Source organism: Otoolea muris (assembly GCF_943193115.1).
GTDB lineage: Bacteria > Bacillota > Clostridia > Lachnospirales > Lachnospiraceae > Otoolea > Otoolea muris.
Genome location: NZ_CALPCY010000001.1, coordinates 229,453 through 251,121 on the forward strand (window position 1 = coordinate 229,453; position 21,669 = coordinate 251,121).

23 protein-coding genes and 1 pseudogene are annotated in these 21,669 nt (G+C 47.8%); 5 read left to right on the plus strand and 19 right to left on the minus strand.

What is annotated here, in order from left to right; translation table 11 throughout:
* Nucleotides 1-5 precede the first annotated feature (5 nt).
* A complete protein-coding gene (locus NFS31_RS01150) occupies nucleotides 6-380 on the plus strand; it encodes a hypothetical protein (RefSeq protein WP_251490715.1) in 375 nt (124 codons plus the stop codon).
* Nucleotides 381-699: 319 nt separating this feature from the next.
* Complete coding sequence (locus NFS31_RS01155) at nucleotides 700-1,032, plus strand: plasmid mobilization protein (RefSeq protein ID WP_251490718.1); 333 nt, start codon at nucleotides 700-702, stop codon at nucleotides 1,030-1,032.
* 262 nt (nucleotides 1,033-1,294) lie between these two features.
* Here NFS31_RS01155 and NFS31_RS01160 read toward each other — a convergent pair whose 3' ends face one another.
* The 13 genes from NFS31_RS01160 to NFS31_RS01220 all read right to left on the minus strand — a co-directional run bounded on the left by NFS31_RS01160 (nucleotide 1,295) and on the right by NFS31_RS01220 (nucleotide 15,095).
* A complete protein-coding gene (locus NFS31_RS01160) occupies nucleotides 1,295-4,378 on the minus strand; it encodes a type I restriction endonuclease subunit R (protein ID WP_251490721.1) in 3,084 nt (1,027 codons plus the stop codon).
* Between the two features lie 2 nt (nucleotides 4,379-4,380).
* Nucleotides 4,381-5,403 (minus strand): PDDEXK nuclease domain-containing protein, encoded by a 1,023-nt coding sequence (locus NFS31_RS01165; RefSeq protein ID WP_251490724.1) that lies wholly within the window; start codon nucleotides 5,401-5,403, stop codon nucleotides 4,381-4,383.
* Between the two features lie 4 nt (nucleotides 5,404-5,407).
* Complete coding sequence (locus NFS31_RS01170) at nucleotides 5,408-6,295, minus strand: hypothetical protein (protein WP_251490727.1); 888 nt, start codon at nucleotides 6,293-6,295, stop codon at nucleotides 5,408-5,410.
* Nucleotides 6,285-7,646, minus strand: a complete 1,362-nt coding sequence (locus NFS31_RS01175) for a restriction endonuclease subunit S (RefSeq protein ID WP_251490730.1) — start codon at nucleotides 7,644-7,646, stop codon at nucleotides 6,285-6,287. The genes NFS31_RS01170 and NFS31_RS01175 overlap by 11 nt, the downstream gene beginning before the upstream one ends.
* Nucleotides 7,643-9,649, minus strand: coding sequence for a type I restriction-modification system subunit M (locus NFS31_RS01180; RefSeq protein WP_251490733.1), 2,007 nt, complete (start codon nucleotides 9,647-9,649; stop codon nucleotides 7,643-7,645). The genes NFS31_RS01175 and NFS31_RS01180 overlap by 4 nt, the downstream gene beginning before the upstream one ends.
* Nucleotides 9,650-9,740: 91 nt before the next feature.
* Nucleotides 9,741-9,947, minus strand: coding sequence for a helix-turn-helix domain-containing protein (locus NFS31_RS01185; RefSeq protein ID WP_251490991.1), 207 nt, complete (start codon nucleotides 9,945-9,947; stop codon nucleotides 9,741-9,743).
* A gap of 154 nt (nucleotides 9,948-10,101) precedes the next feature.
* Nucleotides 10,102-10,272, minus strand: a complete 171-nt coding sequence (locus NFS31_RS28450; protein ID WP_251490735.1) for a recombinase family protein — start codon at nucleotides 10,270-10,272, stop codon at nucleotides 10,102-10,104.
* 109 nt (nucleotides 10,273-10,381) lie between these two features.
* Nucleotides 10,382-10,555 carry a hypothetical protein gene (locus tag NFS31_RS01195; protein WP_004054174.1) on the minus strand — a complete coding sequence of 58 codons (174 nt, stop codon included), beginning with the start codon at nucleotides 10,553-10,555 and terminating at the stop codon, nucleotides 10,382-10,384.
* A 276-nt stretch (nucleotides 10,556-10,831) separates the two neighbouring features.
* Nucleotides 10,832-11,959 carry a virulence-associated E family protein gene (locus NFS31_RS01200; RefSeq protein ID WP_251490994.1) on the minus strand — a complete coding sequence of 376 codons (1,128 nt, stop codon included), beginning with the start codon at nucleotides 11,957-11,959 and terminating at the stop codon, nucleotides 10,832-10,834.
* The gene (locus NFS31_RS01205; RefSeq protein WP_251490738.1) at nucleotides 11,949-12,575 is read right to left on the minus strand and encodes a CHC2 zinc finger domain-containing protein; all 627 of its coding nucleotides are present in this window, start codon (nucleotides 12,573-12,575) and stop codon (nucleotides 11,949-11,951) included. Before NFS31_RS01205 ends, NFS31_RS01200 begins: the two co-directional genes overlap by 11 nt.
* 59 nt (nucleotides 12,576-12,634) lie before the next feature.
* Complete coding sequence (locus NFS31_RS01210) at nucleotides 12,635-14,023, minus strand: plasmid recombination protein (RefSeq protein WP_251490741.1); 1,389 nt, start codon at nucleotides 14,021-14,023, stop codon at nucleotides 12,635-12,637.
* Between the two features lie 492 nt (nucleotides 14,024-14,515).
* Nucleotides 14,516-14,821 (minus strand): molecular chaperone, encoded by a 306-nt coding sequence (locus NFS31_RS01215; protein WP_120412423.1) that lies wholly within the window; start codon nucleotides 14,819-14,821, stop codon nucleotides 14,516-14,518.
* Nucleotides 14,805-15,095: a hypothetical protein gene (locus tag NFS31_RS01220; protein WP_016303745.1), complete on the minus strand. Its 291-nt coding sequence runs from the start codon at nucleotides 15,093-15,095 to the stop codon at nucleotides 14,805-14,807. The genes NFS31_RS01215 and NFS31_RS01220 overlap by 17 nt, the downstream gene beginning before the upstream one ends.
* A 313-nt stretch (nucleotides 15,096-15,408) precedes the next feature.
* On the opposite strand from NFS31_RS01220, the gene NFS31_RS01225 reads away from it, so the two are divergent.
* Nucleotides 15,409-16,266: a helix-turn-helix domain-containing protein gene (locus NFS31_RS01225; RefSeq protein ID WP_251490744.1), complete on the plus strand. Its 858-nt coding sequence runs from the start codon at nucleotides 15,409-15,411 to the stop codon at nucleotides 16,264-16,266.
* Between the two features lie 118 nt (nucleotides 16,267-16,384).
* Here the strand turns inward: NFS31_RS01225 and NFS31_RS01230 are convergent, their stop codons facing one another.
* From NFS31_RS01230 to NFS31_RS01255, 6 genes and pseudogenes are all read right to left on the minus strand, one after another.
* The gene (locus tag NFS31_RS01230; protein WP_251490747.1) at nucleotides 16,385-16,768 is read right to left on the minus strand and encodes a TnpV protein; all 384 of its coding nucleotides are present in this window, start codon (nucleotides 16,766-16,768) and stop codon (nucleotides 16,385-16,387) included.
* Nucleotides 16,769-17,002: 234 nt separating this feature from the next.
* Nucleotides 17,003-19,363 carry an FtsX-like permease family protein gene (locus tag NFS31_RS01235; RefSeq protein WP_251490750.1) on the minus strand — a complete coding sequence of 787 codons (2,361 nt, stop codon included), beginning with the start codon at nucleotides 19,361-19,363 and terminating at the stop codon, nucleotides 17,003-17,005.
* Nucleotides 19,347-19,541: pseudogene (locus NFS31_RS27315) on the minus strand (ABC transporter ATP-binding protein); the annotation flags it as partial. The gene NFS31_RS01235 and the pseudogene NFS31_RS27315, both read right to left, overlap by 17 nt.
* Nucleotides 19,542-19,606: 65 nt before the next feature.
* Nucleotides 19,607-20,182 carry a hypothetical protein gene (locus NFS31_RS01245; protein ID WP_251490753.1) on the minus strand — a complete coding sequence of 192 codons (576 nt, stop codon included), beginning with the start codon at nucleotides 20,180-20,182 and terminating at the stop codon, nucleotides 19,607-19,609.
* Between the two features lie 12 nt (nucleotides 20,183-20,194).
* A complete protein-coding gene (locus NFS31_RS01250) occupies nucleotides 20,195-20,389 on the minus strand; it encodes a hypothetical protein (RefSeq protein WP_251490756.1) in 195 nt (64 codons plus the stop codon).
* Nucleotides 20,364-20,624: a DUF1778 domain-containing protein gene (locus NFS31_RS01255; protein WP_251490759.1), complete on the minus strand. Its 261-nt coding sequence runs from the start codon at nucleotides 20,622-20,624 to the stop codon at nucleotides 20,364-20,366. Before NFS31_RS01255 ends, NFS31_RS01250 begins: the two co-directional genes overlap by 26 nt.
* 169 nt (nucleotides 20,625-20,793) lie before the next feature.
* On the opposite strand from NFS31_RS01255, the gene NFS31_RS01260 reads away from it, so the two are divergent.
* Both NFS31_RS01260 and NFS31_RS01265 read left to right on the plus strand, forming a co-directional pair.
* Nucleotides 20,794-21,132, plus strand: coding sequence for a hypothetical protein (locus NFS31_RS01260; RefSeq protein ID WP_251490762.1), 339 nt, complete (start codon nucleotides 20,794-20,796; stop codon nucleotides 21,130-21,132).
* A 134-nt stretch (nucleotides 21,133-21,266) separates the two neighbouring features.
* Entirely contained in the window at nucleotides 21,267-21,620 is a 354-nt protein-coding gene (locus tag NFS31_RS01265) for a hypothetical protein (protein WP_251490765.1), read from the plus strand.
* Nucleotides 21,621-21,669 lie beyond the last annotated feature (49 nt).

The following is a 21,669-nucleotide window of genomic DNA, read 5'->3' on the forward strand; positions in this document are numbered from 1 at the left end:
ATTCCATGTGGAACTGCGATTGGGAATACGAAAATCAGGAAACGCTGAAACAGTGGTATGAAGAAAAAATCGCTGGTATAAGACCAAATTCCATTGTACGGAAAATCATCTGTAAGGGCTGTGGACGGGATTTCTACACATTGATTGAAACCAAGAAATACTGCTATTACCACCTGTGCGGAAATCGCGGCTATCAGAAGGACTTGAAGCAGCGGCGGCTGGAAAGACGGCAAAACCGGGTATGCAAGGGCTGCGGAAAGACCTTCACGCCCAAGCGGTCGGATGCGGTCTACTGCTCCAATGCCTGCCGCCAGCGGGCTTACCGCCAGAGCGTTACGGGTAAGGTATGTGGTCAAAAAGGCCACTTACCTCAATCGTAACGGAATAGAGAACAACCGTTACAGATAATCAAGTGCAAAGAAGTATCATTCGATTATCCGTAACGAAAAAGGCTTAGAATGTTACGGCTGTTGGTGGTGTTCAAATTGAACACCACCACTAACCGTAACGAAAACCACGGGATTAGTGGTGCGGACAGAATATGATACCACCACTATCTGTAACGGAAACACGGAATATGTGCCGGACATGGGATTTTGCCTCCTGTGTCCGGCCATATTTTTGAAAATCTGACTTGCGGCATGATGCCAAAAATCAAAAACGGCTGATTGTATTTGCGATGGGAGGAAGCAAAAAATTATGAGCAGGTTGAACGAAGAATTGAAAATCCGTATTTCGCCGGAGGACAAGGAGCGGATAAAACTCAAGATGGAGGATGCCGGTATTCTGACCATGAGCGCCTATGTCCGCAAGATGGCGCTGGACGGAATTTGTATCCGGCTGGATTTGCAGGATGTGCGCCAGCTTGTTTCCATGCTCCAACGATGCACGAATAATCTGAACCAGTACGCAAAGCGGGCGAACGAAACCGGGAGCATCTATGCTGTGGACATTGAGGATTTGCAGAAACGCCTGGACGAGATATGGGAATTGTCCAGACAGACCCTTGCCAGTCTTGCCGCTATTCGATGATGGCGGCGAAGTGCGGGACTGCTATCTTCCGCTTTGTAGGAGGGTGCAAGCCCCACCTGTTCCTGCGGAGCAGGAGCAACAGCGTTCGGGAACCGAACGCGCAGCCAGCCCCGGCAACGGGGCTGTTCACAGGGTTTGGGGTACGGCCCCAACAAGCAGAAACTGCGGTTTCCGGCAACGCCGGGAACCGCAGTTTCGAGCCTTTGTGGGAACAAAGGCACTGCTTGCCAAGTAGCGCACACCCGCCTATATGAACTTTGGACTATTCACTTTTTTCTCCGTAAGGCGTTTGCTCCTCTGCTACCATCTGAGCTTCCTGTTGTGGCTCGAAGTTATAAACGATGGACTTATGTTTCTGTGGTGGTGCTTCATAAGGCTTTCCTTCTTTGTTGTAGGTAAGATTAAATACAAGATCGGAAAGCCATTTCTTGAATGAGGGATTATCCTGAAACTGTTTGAACAATTCCATATTATCAGCCATGATAGCGAAGATGACCTGCTGCAAAGCCCGCTCACTTTCAAGTCTTGCACTCTGTTCATCAGAGTTCTTCATGGCATTCTGATATTTCTCATCCCTGGAAACCATAGCAGGAATTTCGAGAATCTGTCGGCGCACATTATCTGCATCGTTCCAGTTGATATTGCCAAACATATCGTTGAAATCAGACAGAATAACAGAAAGTAAATCCATCTCCGGCTCGATAATGTGACCGACCTTGCCAGCGGGGACTGGCGCAACCTCGGAATCGGAATCTTCCAGTTTGATGGACATTGACTCACGCGCCTCATTGCGATAGCTTTCCAAATCGATTGCCTCAAGGATGCCCTGCGACCAATCGTCCTCGCGGGGAGAAGGCAGTTTTGGTATCAGCAGATTGAGGAAAATGGAAAGCCGTTCCCAATCCGCATTGCCATAGGGAAGAATCGCGCCGAGGAATCCATATGTACGGCAGAACGCTTTTGCCGCGCTTTTGAACTTGATCTGGTCGTCCGTTTCCAGCTGCATATAAATCGCTGTGCAGGCGTCCAGCGTAGGATCAAGCTCATCACGGTCTGCGCCATTCAAATACAGGTTAACCAGGTGTTCTACATCATCGCCAGAATATACCTGATCCCCTTCCATCGTTGCCACAAGATCATAGAGTTTGTTGGGGTCAGTCTCGCCGGACAAAATCGTGGTACGATAGTAGCGGGAGAAGGACTCTTCAATAATTTCCGGTTTATTAGCGAAATCCAAAACGAAGGTGTCGTACTTCTTTGGATGACAACGGTTCAGCCTTGAAAGGGTCTGTACCGCTTTGATGTCATAGAGCATCTTATCCACATACATCGTGTGAAGCAGGGGTTCATCAAAGCCGGTCTGAAACATATCCGCAACAATCAGGATGCGATACGGATCCGCCTTAAAGGTCTTTGGTATCTTAGAGTCCGGGAATCCATTCATGCCTGCCGAGGTCAACGGCTGTTCCTGACCGTTGTACTTACACTCACCAGAGAAAGCAATAATAGTTTTATAGGGGCTGTGTCTTTCAGAAAGACACTTGTTGATCGCATAATAATATTCGATGCATCGCGGAATACTGGCAGTCACAACCATAGCGCGGGCCTGCCCGCCAACTTTTCCCTTAGCGATAACCTGTTCATGGAAGTGGTCAACCATCATAGCGGCCTTCTTCGCTATGGTATAGCTGTCGCTCTCCACAAAATTACGGAGTTTCTTCTGGGCGCGCTTTTTGTCAAACATCGGATCGTCCTCGACAGTCTTCATTAGTCTGTAGAAACTGTCGATAGGTGTGTAATTCCGCAATACATCCAAGATGAATCCCTCCTGGATAGCTTGCTTCATCGTGTAGACGTGAAATGGCTTATGCTGCAATTCGCCCTTGTCATTCAATATAGGAGTTCCGTATTCATCCACAACAAGTATGCCGAAAGTCTCCAATGTCTTATTCTTCGGTGTGGCCGTAAAGGCAAAATAGCTGGCATTATTCAGCAGCTTACGCCCTTCCATCATAGCGTTGATTTTGTCCTCGTTGTCCATCTCATCATCCGAGGCAAGCCCGGAGAGGGCAAGATTCATCTGCGCGGAGTTGCGCCCGCTCTGCCCGGAATGCGCCTCATCAATGATAATAGCGAAACGATTCTCTTTGTGAGCGGCTCCAATCTGCGGAACAATGTATGGGAATTTCTCAATCGTGGTAACAATGATGCGCTTGCCGTCTGTGATGGCTTTGGTAAGATCGCCGGAGTGTTCTGCCCAGGCCACAGTATTGCTGATCTGCATAAACTGCTTGATGGTATCCCTGATCTGTTTATCGAGGATACGGCGGTCAGTGACTACAATGACAGAGTCCAGCATCGGACGCCCATTCTGTTCAAGTCCAATTAATTGATGGGCAAGCCATGCGATAGAGTTGGACTTGCCGCTTCCCGCACTGTGCTGGATCAGGTATTTACGCCCGACACCGTTTTCCCGCACATCGCTAAGAAGCTTTGTAACCACATCCAACTGATGATATCGTGGAAAAATTTGCTTCTCTTTTTTCTTTTTGGTATCCTCATCCACCTCAATAACGACCTGAGCATAGTTCTCAATAATCAACGTTAGTTTTTCTTTTGTTAGGATATCTTTCCACAGATAATCGGTCATCAAGCCAATGGGATTCGGTGGATTTCCCGCTCCATCGTTGTATCCCTTATCGAAAGGCAGAAACCAACTGTCTTTGCCCGCAAGACGAGTGCAGAATTTGATGCGGGCGTCATCCACGGCCAGATGCACCATGCAGCGTTTGAACTGGAACAGCATCTCTCGCGGATCACGGTCATCCTTGTACTGCTGGACAGCATCATCCACATTTTGCTTTGTAAGCTGGTTTTTGAGTTCAAAGGTGATGACAGGCAATCCATTGATAAATAAGCACAGGTCAAGAGCCAGCTTGCCTGCGTCCTGAGAATAGCGGAGCTGGCGCGTCACGCTGAAAATATTCTTCCGGAACATTTCCCTCGCTTTTTCGTTGTTTTCGGTCGGGGTGAGATAGAACATAATGAGGTCAACCGGGTACACTTTAATGCCATTGCGCAGAACATCTACAATACCGCGTTTGACCAACTCACCCTGGAGGCGGTTCAGAAACTGACGCCTTTTCTGCTCGGACTGAAACACACCCAGCTTACCCATCTGTGAGGGCTGGGTATCCTGCAAAAATCGAAAAAGGCGGGGTTCATCAATCGCATATTCTTTATTATAATCGGCGTTAGTCCCTTCTTCATAACCGTTCTGCTCAACCAGCCATTTTACAATGAGGGCCTCTAAACCGCTTTCTTTTGTGTTTGTAAATCCTGGCATAGTTATCCCTCCTGTTCTTCAATCCGCTTGCGCTCAGCTTCAATTTCACGCTGCAATTCCTCAGCAGTGGGTAGGGCAAAACGATAACGTGAAGCAAAAACTTGTTGAGCATCATTCAGAACAGAGTATTTGACGATTGCCTCATTCTTCTGAGAACACAGTATGATACCTATAGTAGGATTGTCATCTTCATTTTTATATAGCGCATCAAACATTCGGATATAGCTGTCCATCTGGCCAATGTCGCCGTGGGTCAATTTCCCGATTTTCAAGTCAATCAGCACATGGCATTTCAGGATACTGTGGTAAAATACAAGGTCAAGGTAAAAATCTTCATCTTCATAGCGCATCAGCTTCTGTCTGGCTACAAAACAGAAACCACGTCCCAACTCCAACAGAAATTCCTGCAATTTATCAATCAATGCCTGTTCCAAATCAGACTCCCGTAGGGCCGGGTAATCTTTCAAATCAAGAAATTCCAACACATATGGGTCTTTGATGAAATTTTCCGCAGATAAAGGTGCTGTGAGTTCAACAGCTTCGGTCCTTACAGATACCTGGTCTCTGCTTGCAAGAAGCCGCTCATAGTATAGGGTAGAAATCTGCCTTTCCAGTTGACGGCTCGACCATGCGGAGGCGATGGCCTCGTCCATATACCATTTTCTTGCCTGCTCATTTTCCACCGACAGCAGGAGGCGATAGTGCGTCCAGGTCAATTGCGAACGCAGTGCGTTCGTATTTGGAAACATCACATAAAATTTCTTCATCTGCTGCAATGTCCGCACAGAAAAGCCCTTGCCGAAGTCCTTGGTCAAACGGCTGGATAACTCCTGCAAGACAGATTTTCCATAATCAGCCCGCGCATTGCCGTTTTGCTCATACTCTACGATGATGCGCCCAATCTGCCAATAGGCTTGTACCATCGCAAAGTTGACCGCGCTGTACGCCTGATTGCGCGACAGCAGGAGGGTTTCCTTTATTTCAGAATAGATGTCCTCATAAGGAGTTAGGTTAAGGTCAGTCATTTTATTACCCCTCCTTGGCTGGGAAACAATTCTTATAAGCGTTTTGTTGTTTTGTGGCGATATATTCTCTTGCCAATGCATTAAGCTGCGGAATTTCGGCCTGGCTATATTTGCTGATTTCAGTTAATGCCGCAATGATATCATTTTGCCGAGACTCCACATTGATAATCTCACTCTCGTATCCCTTTAGTTCAGTTTCCCCGTATTTCGGTGGTTGTCCACATGATTGCAGTTGTTGATTTAGTTCTTGACAATTCATGATCAAAGCTCGCTTTATTGCATTTTTGTCGCAAACGGCTATATAAGAATCAATCATTTCCAATACAGTGAAAATCCGATTGCTAATTTTTTCGTATGTCTTTTGAAATTCCGGCAAGACTGTTGGAATTCTGCATGAATTTTTACACGTTGAACATCCGGACGGGATTGCATAAATATCTGTAAAAAACATTGCTTTCAGCTTTACAGTATTGATTTTTTGCATTTCCTCTGCTAACTGCTGCCGAATAGCAGCCACTTCAACAGGATTGTATCCTGTGCTTGTAATGCGTAAAGAGTTGAACCGCTGATAAAGGATGCTGGGTGCAAACAGGTTCAATTCGCAAATCACTTTTCCCAGTCCGTCCCTTTCTTTTTCAATGATCTCCATCGCTTTTTCATATTGATGAATACCACGCTCATGTCTCAATGTAACCATCACCCCGGCAAGGGTCATTGTACCGCCCAGGTAACTGCCGCAAAAAACAAACCATGTTGAGGCATCTACATTCGGCACATTGATGTTGATACCGAAATAGTTACCCAAAGCAATCCCTATATGCAGACAAAACATGAGAATGAATGGAACCGCAAGGACAACCAAAAACCACCATTTTGACAACCTATTCTTCATCCATTTCTCCTTCCATTGACTCAGTATTTTCCTCGCTTTCCCCATCACTATCTTCCTCCACAAGATCATACTCTGGAATCTCAATACCACGGACATCAATTTTTCCGGTGACAACATCGGCAATCAAGCGCTTCTTAAATTCCTTGAGGACATCAATCTCTTGCTGTAAACAATCAATAACTGTTTTGATTTTATGTTCCTCAATTTCAATTGCTCGGACAATCTCAATTTGCTCATCATAAGGAGGAAGCGGAATCTCGAAATTCTTAAATACACTTGCTGGCAAACGCCATCTTCCTACATTAGCAGCACCTCGCCCAAAACGGTAAAAAGCATGGCGGCGATAGCACAGTTGAAATATCTTGAGGTAATATGCCGCATAACACCGTTCTTCATCAAACAGTCTAAACACACGATAGTCGGGGCTTGTTACTCCAAGATGATCCGCGATGCCAACGCCCCCGGTAAGTAAATCCATATGGTTCATAGCAAACTCGCCGGGATATACGAATTGATACCCAGAATAGTTAGCAGCCAACTGCCCTTCATAAAGGTTTATATTACGCACTTTAAGTCCTTGTTGTGTAACAGAGAAGACATCAAACCCCTCTGAACCTGCTATGCGTTTAAGTATTTCAAAATGATTTCTTACACGACTTATTTCCCATTCAAGTGGAATTTCGGATGCCCAGTCCATGTTTGTCTTCATATAGGCTCGATTTTGTTTGACTCCATGTGTTAATAAATCATTTACCACCGTAAGGAGTTTTTCATTTAGACATTCTATCTGCTTCTGATTAACGCCAATCAACTTGTTGATACTCGAAACCTTCCAATCCAAAAACCGCACAATCTGATCCTGTTCGGGACGAGGAGGAAGAGGCAATTTACAGCTAAGGAATGTTCCTGTGTTAATGGTTTTCCTTAAGCCGCTATACAGTGGCCGCATTGCCTTCACATTATCAAGTGACAAATAATAGTAGTAGGCATAGTGCGGATTGATATTTGCAACATGAAATATTGTATATGCGCCAGTCAACATACCATTATATTGGGAAAGCCCGACAGTGCGCGGGGTTTCATCAATGTCAAACAAGCAAAATGCCATGTCTCCTGGCTTGACAATCTTGTATGTGTTAAAATCCTTGGGAAATTTGCCTTTTCCAGATGCCACATCGCGGAGTATTATCCCTTTTGTTGTCAAGGAAAGTAAAGGATATGCATCTATATCATCGCCAACCACATCTTTAGTTTCCTCAAAAATATTTTTATTACGCACCAGTTCCCAGTGGGCTGGTATATTAGGCAACCATGGAAGCGGTGTTATGAAATAATCGGGGTATGGTTTCATTGTATCCCCTCCATAATCTCCGCCATCATGCCATCCGCTTCCCGTTCAAGAGCTTTCAGGCTCTCTAAAATTTCCTCCATTGGGCGCAGTTCCACCGGCTTATAGAAATACTTAGTAAAACTGATTTCATAGCCAATCTGCGTTTTCTTTTCGTCTACATAGGCATCTGGGGCATATGGCAGCACTTCATTTTTCATAAAGGCATCAATGCCGCCGTCATAGGTAAACGGAATGTTCTCCGTATCCCGCAGGTCAACATTCGGCTCCCCCTCGATGGGCTGTGTAATGGCATCCTTCTCTGTGATGAAGGGGCGGATTTTCTTCAAGGTAGCGGCTTTCAGCTTTGTGGCTTTGGCAAATGCTGTCCAGTCATCCAGAGGTGCGTTTTTTGCAGCCTCGGCAACAGCACTTTGCACCGCCGCAAACTCATCCGCTTTCTTGAATAAATCGGCAGGAATTTCTCTGTCAGGATATATGCGCAGACGCAGAGGCCGTTCCACTGTGACAGACCAGTAGCCAAACTCCTCATTATCAAAAATCATGCTGACTTTGCTTTGCTCCATCTCCGTAAAAATGCGGACGATTTCACTTCGGATTTCCGATGTGATTTCACAATTCTTCTTGCCCATATTTTTGCGGAGCGGGGATTTCATGGCAGTTGCGTCAATCAGTTGAATTTTCCCTTTGCGGCGTTCCTCCTTCCGGTTGGACAGAATCCAAATGAATGTCCCAATTCCTGTGTTGTAGAACATATTCTCCGGCAGTGCGATGATAGCCTCAACCAAGTCGTTTTCAATCAGATAGCGGCGGGCGTTGCTTTCCCCACTGCCGGCGTCCCCCGTGAAAATGGACGAGCCGTTATGTACCTCGGCAATGCGGCTGCCCAGCGGAGTATCCTTTTTCATTTTTGCCACATTGTTCAAAAGGAACAGCAGTTGACCATCGCTTGTCCGAGGGATCATGGCCATCTGTTCTCCACCTTCAAGATAGGCATTAAACCGGATATCCAGAATTTCCTTTTTGCCGCCCATCTTTTCTGCGTCAACCTTCCAGCTTTTCCCGTAAGGCGGATTGGACAGCATGAAATCAAACTGCCTTGTGGCGTTTCCGTCCAAGGAAAGCGTAGAGCCATAACTGATATGTTCCGCCTGTTCCCCATCACCTTTGAGCAGCATATCCGCCTTGCAGATTGCATATGTTTCGGGGTTCACTTCCTGTCCGAACAAATGAATAGATACATTCTTTCCATACTGCCGGGCAATCGTCAGAAGCCGGTCCTGCGCGACAGTAAGCATACCGCCTGTCCCGCAGGCGCCATCATAACAGGAATAGGTGGCGTCCTTGATTTGATTCGCAATCGGCATAAAGACAAGATCTGCCATCAATTCAACGACATCGCGGGGCGTCCAGTGTTCGCCTGCCTCCTCGTTGTTTTCCTCGTTGAATTTGCGAATCAACTCCTCAAAAATTGTCCCCATGCCGTGGTTGTCAAGTCCGGGATGCTTCACTATAGTCTGTGCATCGTCTTTATAGACTGGCTTCGGAGAGAGGTTGATATCTGGCGAAATAAATTTCTCAATAACTGCCCCCAAAATATCAGCCTCAATCATCGTATCAATCTGATTGCGGAACTTGAACTTCTCCAAAATCTCCTGCACATTAGGGGAGAAACCGTCCAGGTAAGCCTCAAAGTCGGCCTTTAGCGTTTGCTTCTTTGCGCGGCTGGTGAGGTCGCGCAGGCGGAACGGGGAGGCGTTACAGAATGCCTGCCCTGCCGCATTGCACAGTGCCGGCCATTGATTATCGATTTTGGCTGCATCCAGCTTTTTCTTCATATCAAGAACAGCCTCTTTGCTGTCCTCAAGCAAGGCATCCAAGCGGCGGATTACTGTCATCGGTAAAATGACATCACGATATTTTCCACGCACATACACATCGCGCAGGCAGTCATCCGCAATTCCCCATATAAAGCTTACGATTGTATTGTGAATTTGATTGTCCATGCGTCTTTAATTCCCTTCTCACGGAGACCGGCGTCTTCCGACTTACAGCAGATTTATCCTTGTTTCAAAACTCATATTCCGTAAAACTGATTCACTGTTCTTCTACCATTTCCATAATATCACAGACATCACATCTTAGGGCTGTGCAGATTTTTTCAATGATTTCCGTATTTACATTTTCATTTTTGCCGAGCTTCGTAACGGATGCCGCGCTGATTCCCGCTAATTGTTGCAAGTCTTTTTTCTTCATATCCTTGTCAATCAACAGTTTCCATAATTTTTTGTAACTGATAGCCATGAATGAACCTCCCTTTTCTGGGAATGTGCCGATTTGAAGATTTCTGCTGCTTATTATAACACGACTAATCCCTAAACGCAAGATTTCCTCCTGCGATTGCAGGAGGAAATGCTGATTTCTATTGGTTTTTTGCTTCAACTAACAGAGATGATATTCACGCCAGTGATAGAAATTGTTTTTTGTGAGTTTTTGGGCGAAAATATCCTTGACAAATCCCGTCTTGGCTGGAGATGCTCATGCTTTCATTCTGGCTGCCGTCATCAAGGGAAATCCTGCAATAGAGGGCGGTTATTTTCTGATTCGATAGATGATTTTTCCTGCTCATAGGCTTCTCCTTCTATGAACAGGGACACGATACCATGATAATACCATGCCCCCGCCATTTGTTCAACTGTTTTCTGCAAGATTCCCGGTTTTTCTCCGGTTTCCGCCCTTTAGCCTGCCTGCCGTTTCTGCCATTCCTCGAACCGCTCACAGGTCTGCCTCTCGATAAGCTGCTCAAAAGCTTCCTGCATGGTCTGGCTGCCCGCAAACTCACGGGACACGATAAACTGCACCTTTTTCTTTTTGTTCCGGCTCTGCGCCGGGCGGTCTGCTTGTTTTGCCATAGGCATTTACCTCCATAAAGATACCCGGACGGCTCCGTCCGGGCGTGTGTCGTGTGCTGCCGGGCAGGTGGGAGCCTGACAACGGGGTCTGACAACGGACGTTAAAAAACCCCGCACACAAAACCCGGCTTCCCGTTTCCTGTCCTGATTGATTTTCTTTCTATTTTTCCGTTGCTTTCGTTGTCAGGAAAAGAAAAAGCCCGGAAATACGGCATTTGCAGGCTCTCTTCCCGGCAACGGGCTTGACAACGGGAGGGGCAACCAGCCGGCAACCGGCTATGGCTTTTCTCCTTCCAGCCATTCCTCCGGCAGCCCAAGCTGGACGGCTTCCCCTTCGGGCAAAGGCTGGAAACCCGATTTCCCATGCCCTCCGTTGTCAGGCGGCTCCGCCCGTTCCCAGCCCTTCTGCCGGTTATAGGGCGGCGGGAAATGCCGTGGATTCTCAAAGGCTTTCCAGCCCGCCGCATAATTCTTCATGATGGAGTTAATATCACGAATGTCATACTGCTTCGGTTCCTCATAATCCGGGTGCCCCAGCCCTTCATGGTAGATTTGCAGGGAGCAGACCATCTTCCCGCCGTACCCGTCCAAGAAGTTCAGAATCCGGGTGGCTAGGGTGTCCTCCGGCATGAATGACCGTTGGTGTTCTTTCAGATACCGCTCCATTGCCGGGCTTAGTTTCAGCTTTACATCGCCTTTCCGGTAAACCTCCATGACCTCCGCCCACATCTGCCCGATGGCTCTGGAAGCGGCTTCATCTTCCAGAATGTGAACCTCCGCCGCTTCCGCCTGCACCTGCACCGGCAGGAAACGCCGGTTCCCGGTTCGGTCAAGGGGCAGGAAGTCCAGCGTGTTGGAAGTTCCGGCAAACACGCACTGCCGCTTATGGTCTTTTGGGTGGACTTCATAAGGGGCTTTGTAGGTTTCCTTCTGGCGGCTCAAAAAGGACTTAATATCCTCAATGCTCTTTGCGTTCGCCGTAGCAATCATTTCTGACATTTCAATAATCCAATGCCCTTGCAGCTTCCGGTATACGTTATCATCGTCTAACTTCCGCAGGTCATCGGAAAACCACTCATCACGGACAGGGTGATACCGGTATTCATTGGCGGCTACCTTGATAGCCCCCTCAATCCGCTTCTCTGATGTCAGCCCGTAGTGTTCCTCCAAATACAGAACTAAATATTGAATATCCACGTCCGTCAGCCGGTTCCCGTCCCGATACCAGCCAAGGGGCTTCACAATGTCAACCCGGTCAGTCAGGAGGTTGCTGCTGAACGCCCCTCGAAGCAGCGGGTCATGCAAAAACACCGCCCTGTAATTCCCCGGCGTGTTGGCGGTCTGCCCCTTCTGGGTGGTTTCCAGCATCTGCCGGACTTCCCCCACCGTCTTTTCACCGTCCATGCTGTCTACGGCTGTTCCCACGGCTTGCCTGACCTCTGGCGGCAAACTTTGATACCCTCCGCTCAATCCGTTCCACCTCCTTCCCATGCCCCGTGATGACTGCGGCTTTTTCCTCCTTTGTCCCGGTCAGCAGCGTGTCTAAAAGATAACCCACATACTCCCGTTTCTGCATGGCTTCCACAAACAGCGGGTTCCACCCGTCCCCCGGCGATTTCGGCGCATATGCCGTTTCCCACCGCTCCAACAGATGGAGATTATCACTAAGCACCCGGAAGCATTTCCGCTCCGCCTGCAAGAACCGCAGTTCTGCCGACACGCTCCGTCTTGCCAGTTTTGGGGAAGCCCGCCCCCGGCTGTCATAAGAAATGCCAAAATCCGAAGCCAGCTTTTTCGCCGCTTCCAGACCGGGCAGCCCGTAAAGCCTTGCCACAAAGTCAATCACGTCCCCGTCCGCCTGGCAGCCGAAACAGTGGAACCGCTTATCCACCTTCAAGCTGGGATTCCTGTCATCATGGAAAGGGCAGCACGCCATGCCGTTCCGGTTCACCCGGATGCCGTACATTTCCGCCGCCTGCCTTGCCGTTACATTTTCCTTTACTGCTTCAAATACATTCATACCATCCCTTCCCGGAAATAAAAAAGCATCTGCCATTTCCACAGCGGAAAGCAAATGCTTCAAATCTCCATATCTTTTTTTGTTGCTGCCCTTACGTTCCTGCGCTCCATGCGCTCCCGGTTTACCCGGTCAGCTTCTATTTTCCCCCTTGCGAGCCTGTCCTTCATGGATTCCCTTGCCTTCTCTTTAATCTGCCCCTTGTTTGCACGGCTCACCTCCGGCTTTTGGAGCGCAGACTGGACTTTCCTTAACACTTTCTGCGCCGCATTTTTAATCTGCTCCTGAACCGTACACAGGCACTTCACGGCGAAATCCCTTTTCTCCTGCGGGGCTTTCCGTTCCGGCGAAGCCAGCCACTTTTTGTAATCCTCCACCGCCCGGATGTCCTCCTTCTGCGTTTCCGCCCGGACGGTATCCGCCACAACCTCGCAGGCTTTCTCATAAGCCGTGTCCGCCACTTCCTCCACCAGCGATTCCATGTCCGCAATCTTCATGGTGACAGTGGCAAGTGCCGCCTGCTTTTCCGAAAGTTCCCGCCCTTTTTCCGCAATCAGCCCCTCCTGCTTTTCCAGTTCCTTTTCTTTTTCTGAAACGGCTTTTGCGGCTTTATCAAACTTCTTTTCCTGCTCCGCTATGGCTACGGTGTTTTTCGTCAAGGCTTCCCCCTGTGCGGAGAGTATTTTCTTCTGTTTTTCAATGATGAAGTCCTGCTTTTCCAGATAATCCCGCCCGCCGTAGGACGGCTCTGCCTGCAAGTGAAGGTTATGTGCGGCGCAGATACGGAAAAGCATCTTCCGGCACTCCGCATCAAAAGTCTGCTTGCGGTTGTTGTTCCTTCCCTTTTTCTTATCCGGTTCAGGGAGCGGCACTCCCAGTTCTTCCAACGCCTTTTCCTGCTGGGGGCATAACTCCCCATACCGGTTTTTGCAATCGAATACATGGCGCTCATGGATATGCGGTGTCCCCTCGTCCAGATGGAGCGCCCAGTCCAGAAGATGCACGTGGGAACCAAAACGCCGGTCAAACTCTGCATAAAACTCATTCACAATCTGGAACAAGGTTTCCGGCGGGACGGATTCCTCCACCGTCCCAATCTGGTAAATGCTTTCCTCCGGGCAGGTCTTATTGTTCTTTAACAAATCCCCCACCGTGCGGTTGCGTTCCGTGTGCCGGTTCTTCTCGTTCCTTGCGTTCTGGGCTTCAATGAAATCCGAATAATTCTCGGTGTAGTAAGCCAGTTCTATCTGCTCAAAGCTGAAATCCGGCTGGGAAGAATCCTCCCGGCTCCCGGCGGTGGTATAGCCCCGGTAGCAGTCCCAGTACACGTTTTTCTTTGCCCGCTCCGAATCAATATGGCTGCTGTTATTCAGGTCAAAGCGGCGGTCATTGTGGCGTGGGTTGTACGTGCCGTTTTTGCCGGAGCGTCCGTTGTGCCGTGTCAGTTTCAATGCCAAATCCTCCTTCCTTTTTCAAGATTCCCCGGCTGGCGGGAGGGCTGCGGAGCTGCCGAACCTGCGGAACTTGCGTCAGGTAATACCCAGTACGGGTTGACGCAGGCATCAACTCTAGCTGGGCAAGGCGTTTCACCCTTGACCCGATAAGGACTGCCGCCCTTAACCCGCCAATGGGCGTTGCCCCTTGACCCCAACAGGGCTGCTGCGCCCCTGTACCCCGCATAAAAGGTTGCCGCCAACGTGAGTGCACTGCGCCCGCCCACGTCAAAGACGGCTTCCTTTTTCCGTATCAGAAAATCAGAACGCGCCGCGCTCGTTCTGATTTCCCACAGAAACCCAAGCCATGCCCCATGACAGCCGGAAAAACACGCCCAAAACAGGCATTTCCGCCGTCCGGGGCTTCCCTGATGTCTGATACCTCTACCGTGAACCACGGGGAAAATACCGGCTCCGCACCCGTTGTTTTGACCGTAAAACGCCCCCAAATCAGGCAATATCCTTCCCGCCCGGCATGGACTTGAAGCCGTGTTCTTTGGCATATGCCCTCGCCGCCGCCCGCCGTTCCTCACTGTAAGGCGGAACCAGCCGGATAGACAGCCGGGACTTATCCAGAACATAGGTCACGCTCCCTTCCGGCGTGGACTTCTCCAAACGGCACAGGAGCGGATATTTTTTGCTGAACTCCGCCAGCCGCCGCTTCAAGTCCGCATTGAATGTGTAAATACTGGCTTCCTTCTCACCCTCGTTGAAGTTGACAATCGTTTCCTTTTCATACTTAGACGGCTTTCCCATAAAATCCCTCCCAGTCTGTGCTTTTTTCAACCATGCGGATATGCTTCTTTGCTTCAAAATATCCTTCCATTTCCAAACGGAGATGGCGGTAAAAACAGGGATACCATTCCCCGGCTCCGCCGTCATCCAGCTTCCTTGCCAGGCACAGCACCCGGCGTTTCACTTTTTCATCCACCGTCAGGGCAGTGACCCATTTCAGCCTGCGGACGGTGTTCTCATGGCTCCCGCACCCGAAGGCATATAAAATCTTCTTTTCCTCAATGCTTAACTTCATGTTCCATCCTCCATAATTGATAGTTTGTTTCCCTGCCGTTTTGCCTGCAATCCGTTCCTGCCCAGAATCACCCCAGCGTTTTCCGTTCCTTTGGTATGCTCCTGTCATGGCACTACTTCTCCGGGAACGGTATCACTTGCAGCCGGTCATTCTGTTTTCAATGTCCTGTGACACTGAAATCTTATCAAAATAAACCGGCTTCCCCCGTATGTCCGAAAGGCTGGAAAAATTCCCGAAAAACCAAAATTTCCACGCTTTCGGAAATGCCCTGTGCTATAATGGTCATGAACCCTGTTTTGAGAGGAGGGGCGCAATGTATATAAAACTGACGCTTCAGGAGAAATTAAAAGACGAGAGAACCAGCCGCCGCATGACCCTTGCGGAACTGGAAAAGGCAACAGGCATAGCAAGAGCCACGCTGGGAAAATATGAATCCGACAAATGCACGGATATAAGCCCGTTCAACCTTGCAAAGCTGGCGGAATACTACGGTCTTTCCATGGATTACCTCATGGGGCTGACCGAAAATAAGAACTACCCGAACACCGCCCTGCATGAGCTGCACTTGAATGATTCCACAGTTGATTTGTTAAAAAGCGGCGCACTGAACAACCGGCTCCTCTGTGAGTTTGTCTGCCATCCCGGATTCCTGCGCCTGCTGACGGATATGGAAGTCTGCATTGACCGGATTGCGGATATGCGTATCCATGACATGAACTTAGTTCTGGAAAAAGCAAGGCAGTCCGTCATAGAACAGCGGCAGCCCCCTGAAAACGACCTCTATATGCGTACTTTAGAATTAGGGCAGGTCAGCGAGGAACTGTTTTTCAGCCATGTTATCCATGATGACCTTGACCGGATTGTAAAAGACCTCCGCACCCGGCACGAATCCGACAAGACCACTGCCGAGCCGGAAACCCCCGCAGCGGATTTTGCCAGGAACATCCCGGTGATACTGCTGGACGCCCTCATGCACAAAGGCACGGCGGACGAAAAGCGGGCGTTTACCATCTGCCGGGTATTTGGCATAGATTACACGAGCCTTCCAGAAGATGAGCGCATCACCCTTGCCCGTGTATTTAAAAAATCCCCCCTTCTCCCCGTATCTGCCAGTCAGCGTGGAAAATCAAAGCTGCTGTCCCTGTTTGGGAAGAAAAAAACGAAAGAATGACGCAAAAAGGGCTGCCATTCCCGTAAAATCCGGTTAGCAGTCCTCTTTACTGTATCGTGTGTCCTATGTTCAATTTTCCGGCTTTAGAGCCGCTTTTTCCAGACAGGAGCCAGCCGCATTACGCATAGACCAGTTCCGCATAGATAATTTCCTCCGCCCGGTTGCGGATAGAATTGCAGCGGCGCACCCATTCAAGCTGGTCATCCGCTTTCAATTTCTCCGTCACGCCCTCGGCGGCTTTCATCTGCTCCATGATAAGGTCAAGCCGCTCCTGTGCCTGCTCGTCCACGTCGGCAAGGTGCGTCCAGAGTTTCCCTGACAACAGCAGGCTGCAATAAAGGGCGGGGCGGGCTTCTTCCAGATAGGCTTTACGCCTGCGCCCCCAATGCCCGATAGGGCGGGATTCCTCCGTCAGCCGCAGGGCGGGAATGTAATAATCACCCACAAGAATGTAGTCAAGGCCGTTGGTATCGTCATGGATTCTTTCTGGCAGTTCTTTCATTCGTGACCTCCTGTATTCAGTTTTCCAGAATCCAGTTGTTCGTGTCCCTGTTCATGTGAATTTGTTAGGCAACTGAACTCTTCACGAACAAGTATGGCATATCTTTCCCGGTCTTTTGATAATTTAAACCGTAGGACTGCGATGTACCCCTTGTGTCAGAGGTATTGTAACTGTAAGCTCAATAACAGCAGGCGGGCTTAATTAAAAACCCACCTGCTTATATATGATTTGAATTTATTGTGCGCTGATTGTATCAACAATGGACATATTGCGTATTCTCTTGATTGGCCCTTGCACAGCCAAAATTATAGAGATTACAACAATCAACAGAATAACGGCTACCTCTGGTAATGGAGGAGTCCAAGCATCCCCCCATCTATAACTTATCAACATTCCAAACAATAGCTTATTACAAAACAGTCCCAACACCGTACCAACTACACCGCCGATTATGGTATAGGTGAAGGCTTCTGCAACGATCATTTTACTTAGCTGTCCCATGCTAACGCCGATGGCGCGGAAAGCGCCATACTGTTTCAACCGTGCAGACACACTCATGGAAATACTATTGATTATGTTAAAAATTGTAATCATTGCAATTAGGACGAGGAATCCATAGATGAACAGCCAAAAACAATAGTAAGTTCCCATGGTACTGCTGTTACCCATGCGTTCATCAGCGAAAGTAAATGATGAATCTACCATTTGGCGGATCACATAAACCTCTTCGTCTGTTGCGCCTTTCACTAACTGCACATCAATAACCGTATATTTCGACTCGCCAGTAATTTGTTCAAATGTATCCTCTGAACAAATAATTGTTCCAACATCGGCGGCACTGTAAAACGGACAGTTGGACAATATTCCAACAATTTGAATTTCTTCACTTTGTCCGTCTATATTCAGGGATACCGTATCGCCTGTTTGTATTGTGTTCTGCGAATTATAAACAATTAAGCCCGTCCCTAAATCAGTTTGCACAGATTCCAGAGAACCCTCTAATAAATAGTCCCTTGCCCAATCAAATTGATACTGCTCATAAGAGATTAAATCCATCTTTTTTTCAATACCGTTTGTGACAGACGGAACCTCGTATGCAAATTTTCTTCCATACGCTAAATCCACAACAGGATTTTCCTTTAGACTATCGAGTTCTGTTTTGTCAATAGCACAGGAGTTATCGGGACTTATGATAGATAGATCTGCTGTCCAAGGTTGGAGCGGTGTTAAGGTATGCTGCATGAACTCAACTGTTACAGAGAATGAAAGGAAAAGGATAATACTGAGAGCAAATGAGCTTGTCATCAAAAACAGATTTTCCCGATTTGCTTTTGCGTGATAAATTCCAAGTGCTGTATCAATCTTAAGCAGTTGTGTATTAGCGGCATTTCTTGCAGGCTCCAAGTCGTTTGCATTACCGGACACCGCTGCCAGCGGAGATACTTTTGCTGCTTTCTTTGCCGGAGAATAGGCAGCGAACAAAACTGTTACCAAGCCCACAACGATTCCTGCAAGAATACTTGGTACGCTAAATCCGAATGTAGGCATCGCTTTGAAAAATTCCGGACTTAGGAAACGCAAAATCGCGCATAAGACCCAAATGACAACTACACCGATGGAAATACCCACAGGGATCGCCAAACGGCACCAACTAAGCGCCTCTTTCCGTACTAAGCGCATAACCTGTTTTGGTGTTGCACCGATACAGCGCATAAGGCCGAAAAATTCTGTACGCTGGGCTACATTGCTGTTAAGGCTGCTTGCAATCATCATAATACCAGCTAACATTACCAGCACAAACAATACTGCCGCGGCCAAATAAACCTGTAATAAAAAGGGAACACGGCTTTGTCCAAGCAATCCAAGCAGATTATTGTTGGAAGATATTTGTTCATCCGATAAATTGCATTGTTCTTTCAAATCAGCAATTTTCCCTTGTATATTTCTTGTGTTTGCAAATTGAGCGTAAAACATAATGCCGTAATCATTCGGTTCCCCGTCTGATACATTCGGATAAATAGTGCAGTAATCCTCTGTGTTCAAAATGATGCCGTAGGAGTCGCCACTCATTATCGAGGCGGTATTATTCATAAATCCTGATATGGTAAAATTCAGTTTGTCGCCATCAGGAGTTTCTACGGCAATGGGATCACCAATCGCAACACTCATTATCTGCTTTGCATTTTCAGTCACCAACGCTTCATTACTTGTCTGTGGAAAAACACCTTCTTCAAGTTGGTCAGTCCAGATTTCAGTTATATATCTTTCATCACAACCGCATATCGCTACATTTTTTCCACCCAAAGTATAGCCTAAATTTCCACGATAATTGAGAACGCCATACGGTGAAAACACTTCTATATCAGGCCGTGAAGCGATAATTGCAGCTTTCTCATTACTGATATTCCGAATGGCAATATGCCAATTCCCAGACTCCTGCTGTGCCTGCAAAATCTGGCTGCGGATGAACATATCTGCCATTCCAAAAATAGTTGTAACCAGAAACACAGCCAGCACAATGCAAAAAATAGACATTCTGCTTTGCTTCTTGTGGATTTTTGCGGATATGGGAACAAGGTCAAGATAATGCTTCATTTGTTTTTCCTCCCAAATCCGTCAAAACGCCATCTGATACCCGAAACACCCGATCAACGGATGCAGTCAAATTCTTATTGTGGGTAATCATCAGGATTGTTTGCTGATAGCGGCGGGAAGCCTGTGTAAGCAAGGTAATAACATCCTGACTATTCTTGCTGTCCAGATTGCCAGTCGGCACTGTTCAATTAGTACAACATAGAGAACCCCCGGAAAGCCTGCTGCCCTCCGGGGTCCTTTTATTTAATTCACTATCGCTTCCGCTGCCGCCTGTGCCGCTTCCCTTGTGTTCCATTTCAGGCAGTCGCCGTCCCTTATCTGCATATCTCCTATGTATGCGTACCAGTGCCGCCCGCCGCTGAACTGCTTTAGCCTGATTTCCTCCCGCTTGAAGTGTGGGAAGACAAGCTGTTTCCTGCGGCAGAACTGCACCGTTTTAATTCCGTGCGTATGACCGCCAGCCGGATTGATGAAGACTGCCCCGTGTTCCCGGATTGTTTCAAGCTCCGCCTGCCCTATCTCCATGTTAAGACAGCGGAAGCCGTCAAATATAGTCCCCTCCACCTGCTGCGCCTTTATGATTGCGCATTGAAGATACTTGAAGTCTTTGCTTTGCATTATCTCTATACGCTCCTGTAGCGGCGTATCTTCCAGCAGATTGTACCACTCTTTCCCCTCCTGCCTGAACTTCATATAAAGGTTTACCGCCCCTTCATACCTGCCGCCCGTCTGTTTGTGGTAGTCTATTATCTGTTCAGCGTCCGTCAGCTTCAACCACCATGTCTGCCCGTCGTAGATGAAAAGATATTCTTTTTCCATTTCTTCCCCTTCCTATAGGCTTTTAACAAGCTGCGTTATTGTGTCAATGGTTCTTTTCATTTCCCCTGCTTCCCAGTACCCACCGCAGGAATCGCCGCCCCTTTTCCCTTTCCCATTCTTAATGCAGAAGAACTTCCACGCCCCTCTTCCTTTTTCGTCCGGCAAGGCAAGTCCGCAGCTTTCACACTTCCCCGGTCTTTTCTTCATCTGCCTGACCCTCTCTTTCCATGCGCTGATATACGGCAGTTACAATGTAATCATTCAGGGATTGCCCGGCAGCAGAAGCCGCCCTTTCAATTTTCACTTTCTCCCCCATTTTTACAAACGGGTACAGCCTTTCATAATTCTTGCCGTTGAAAGTGTTCTTTGCTTTCGTCGCCGCTTTCTGCTGCCCCGTGTTCTTCGTGTCCGGCTTCTTTCCTTCCGTCCTCTTCTCTTCCATGTGCCGCCCTCCTTCCTTTCGGGTATGTATCATTATATCACTTACGCAAGTATTACGCAAGTATACAAAATATACAATGTTACGCAAGTATATTTGTCTATCCTGCCTATTGAAATTATACTTGCGCAAGTATATGATAAACTTATCAAATGAAAGAGAGGAAAGCACAATGATAAAAGTTGAAAAAGCCACCTACAGCCGCCTTGCACTTAATGAGGGCATGAAGCAAATAAAAGCGGTACGCCTTACAGCCGCCCGGAAGAACTGCTATTATCCTATCTACTCCGATTTACAAGCCGCTAACAACTGGCTTGAAGACTACGGCGGGAATTGTCATGCTTTCTACTGCTATCATCTTGAAGAATACCGTGACCGTCTTTATAAACACTACAAAGAAACGACAAAAGCCGATTTCTCCCGCCTTGCCCGCCTTGCTAAAATGGATATGATAGAAAATATACTGTCTATCCTGCGGGAAGGTGAAGCCGGGAACGTGAATATTGTCTGAACCCCTGCCCCGTTCCTCCGGGGCTTTCTTTTTTATCTTACGCAAGTATACACATTGTACAAATATACTTGCGTAACTTTGTATATTCTGCCTATTGAAATTATACTTGCGCAAGTATATAATAATAGCATAAGATGAAGCAAAGGAAATGGGCAAATAAAATGACAGTAGCAAATACAATCCTTGAACAACTCGGCGGCAATGAGTTTATCGCAATGACAGGCGCAAAGAACTTCTTATCAGACGGAAACACGCTGCGCATGACGCTTCCGAAAAACCGCAGCAAGGCAAACCGCCTATATATCACGCTTGACGCAACGGACACTTACACAATGTATTTCTTCAAGTATACTGCCGGGCGGCTGAATAAAAAGACTTTCTCCTGGTCCCCGGACAAGCAAGAAGACGTTGAAAAGGTTTCCGGCATATATGCAGATATGCTTCAAGATATTTTTACATCAGTAACGGGAATGTATACACATTTATAAAAACAACGGGCGGCGGCTCTGCCGCCCCTCCAGCAAAGAAAGGAAGGAA

Bases quoted from the DNA above. Each gene is read 5' to 3' on its own strand.
- NFS31_RS01150 (WP_251490715.1), top strand. From the start codon at position 6: ATGTGGAACTGCGATTGGGAATACGAAAATCAGGAAACGCTGAAACAG.
- NFS31_RS01155 (WP_251490718.1), top strand. From the start codon at position 700: ATGAGCAGGTTGAACGAAGAATTGAAAATCCGTATTTCGCCGGAGGAC.
- NFS31_RS01160 (WP_251490721.1), bottom strand. From the start codon at position 4,378: ATGCCAGGATTTACAAACACAAAAGAAAGCGGTTTAGAGGCCCTCATT.
- NFS31_RS01165 (WP_251490724.1), bottom strand. From the start codon at position 5,403: ATGACTGACCTTAACCTAACTCCTTATGAGGACATCTATTCTGAAATA.
- NFS31_RS01170 (WP_251490727.1), bottom strand. From the start codon at position 6,295: ATGAAGAATAGGTTGTCAAAATGGTGGTTTTTGGTTGTCCTTGCGGTT.
- NFS31_RS01175 (WP_251490730.1), bottom strand. From the start codon at position 7,646: ATGAAACCATACCCCGATTATTTCATAACACCGCTTCCATGGTTGCCT.
- NFS31_RS01180 (WP_251490733.1), bottom strand. From the start codon at position 9,649: ATGGACAATCAAATTCACAATACAATCGTAAGCTTTATATGGGGAATT.
- NFS31_RS01185 (WP_251490991.1), bottom strand. From the start codon at position 9,947: ATGGCTATCAGTTACAAAAAATTATGGAAACTGTTGATTGACAAGGAT.
- NFS31_RS28450 (WP_251490735.1), bottom strand. From the start codon at position 10,272: ATGAGCAGGAAAAATCATCTATCGAATCAGAAAATAACCGCCCTCTAT.
- NFS31_RS01195 (WP_004054174.1), bottom strand. From the start codon at position 10,555: ATGGCAAAACAAGCAGACCGCCCGGCGCAGAGCCGGAACAAAAAGAAA.
- NFS31_RS01200 (WP_251490994.1), bottom strand. From the start codon at position 11,959: ATGGACGGTGAAAAGACGGTGGGGGAAGTCCGGCAGATGCTGGAAACC.
- NFS31_RS01205 (WP_251490738.1), bottom strand. From the start codon at position 12,575: ATGAATGTATTTGAAGCAGTAAAGGAAAATGTAACGGCAAGGCAGGCG.
- NFS31_RS01215 (WP_120412423.1), bottom strand. From the start codon at position 14,821: ATGGGAAAGCCGTCTAAGTATGAAAAGGAAACGATTGTCAACTTCAAC.
- NFS31_RS01220 (WP_016303745.1), bottom strand. From the start codon at position 15,095: ATGAAGTTAAGCATTGAGGAAAAGAAGATTTTATATGCCTTCGGGTGC.
- NFS31_RS01225 (WP_251490744.1), top strand. From the start codon at position 15,409: ATGTATATAAAACTGACGCTTCAGGAGAAATTAAAAGACGAGAGAACC.
- NFS31_RS01230 (WP_251490747.1), bottom strand. From the start codon at position 16,768: ATGAAAGAACTGCCAGAAAGAATCCATGACGATACCAACGGCCTTGAC.
- NFS31_RS01235 (WP_251490750.1), bottom strand. From the start codon at position 19,363: ATGAAGCATTATCTTGACCTTGTTCCCATATCCGCAAAAATCCACAAG.
- NFS31_RS01245 (WP_251490753.1), bottom strand. From the start codon at position 20,182: ATGGAAAAAGAATATCTTTTCATCTACGACGGGCAGACATGGTGGTTG.
- NFS31_RS01250 (WP_251490756.1), bottom strand. From the start codon at position 20,389: ATGAAGAAAAGACCGGGGAAGTGTGAAAGCTGCGGACTTGCCTTGCCG.
- NFS31_RS01255 (WP_251490759.1), bottom strand. From the start codon at position 20,624: ATGGAAGAGAAGAGGACGGAAGGAAAGAAGCCGGACACGAAGAACACG.
- NFS31_RS01260 (WP_251490762.1), top strand. From the start codon at position 20,794: ATGATAAAAGTTGAAAAAGCCACCTACAGCCGCCTTGCACTTAATGAG.
- NFS31_RS01265 (WP_251490765.1), top strand. From the start codon at position 21,267: ATGAAGCAAAGGAAATGGGCAAATAAAATGACAGTAGCAAATACAATC.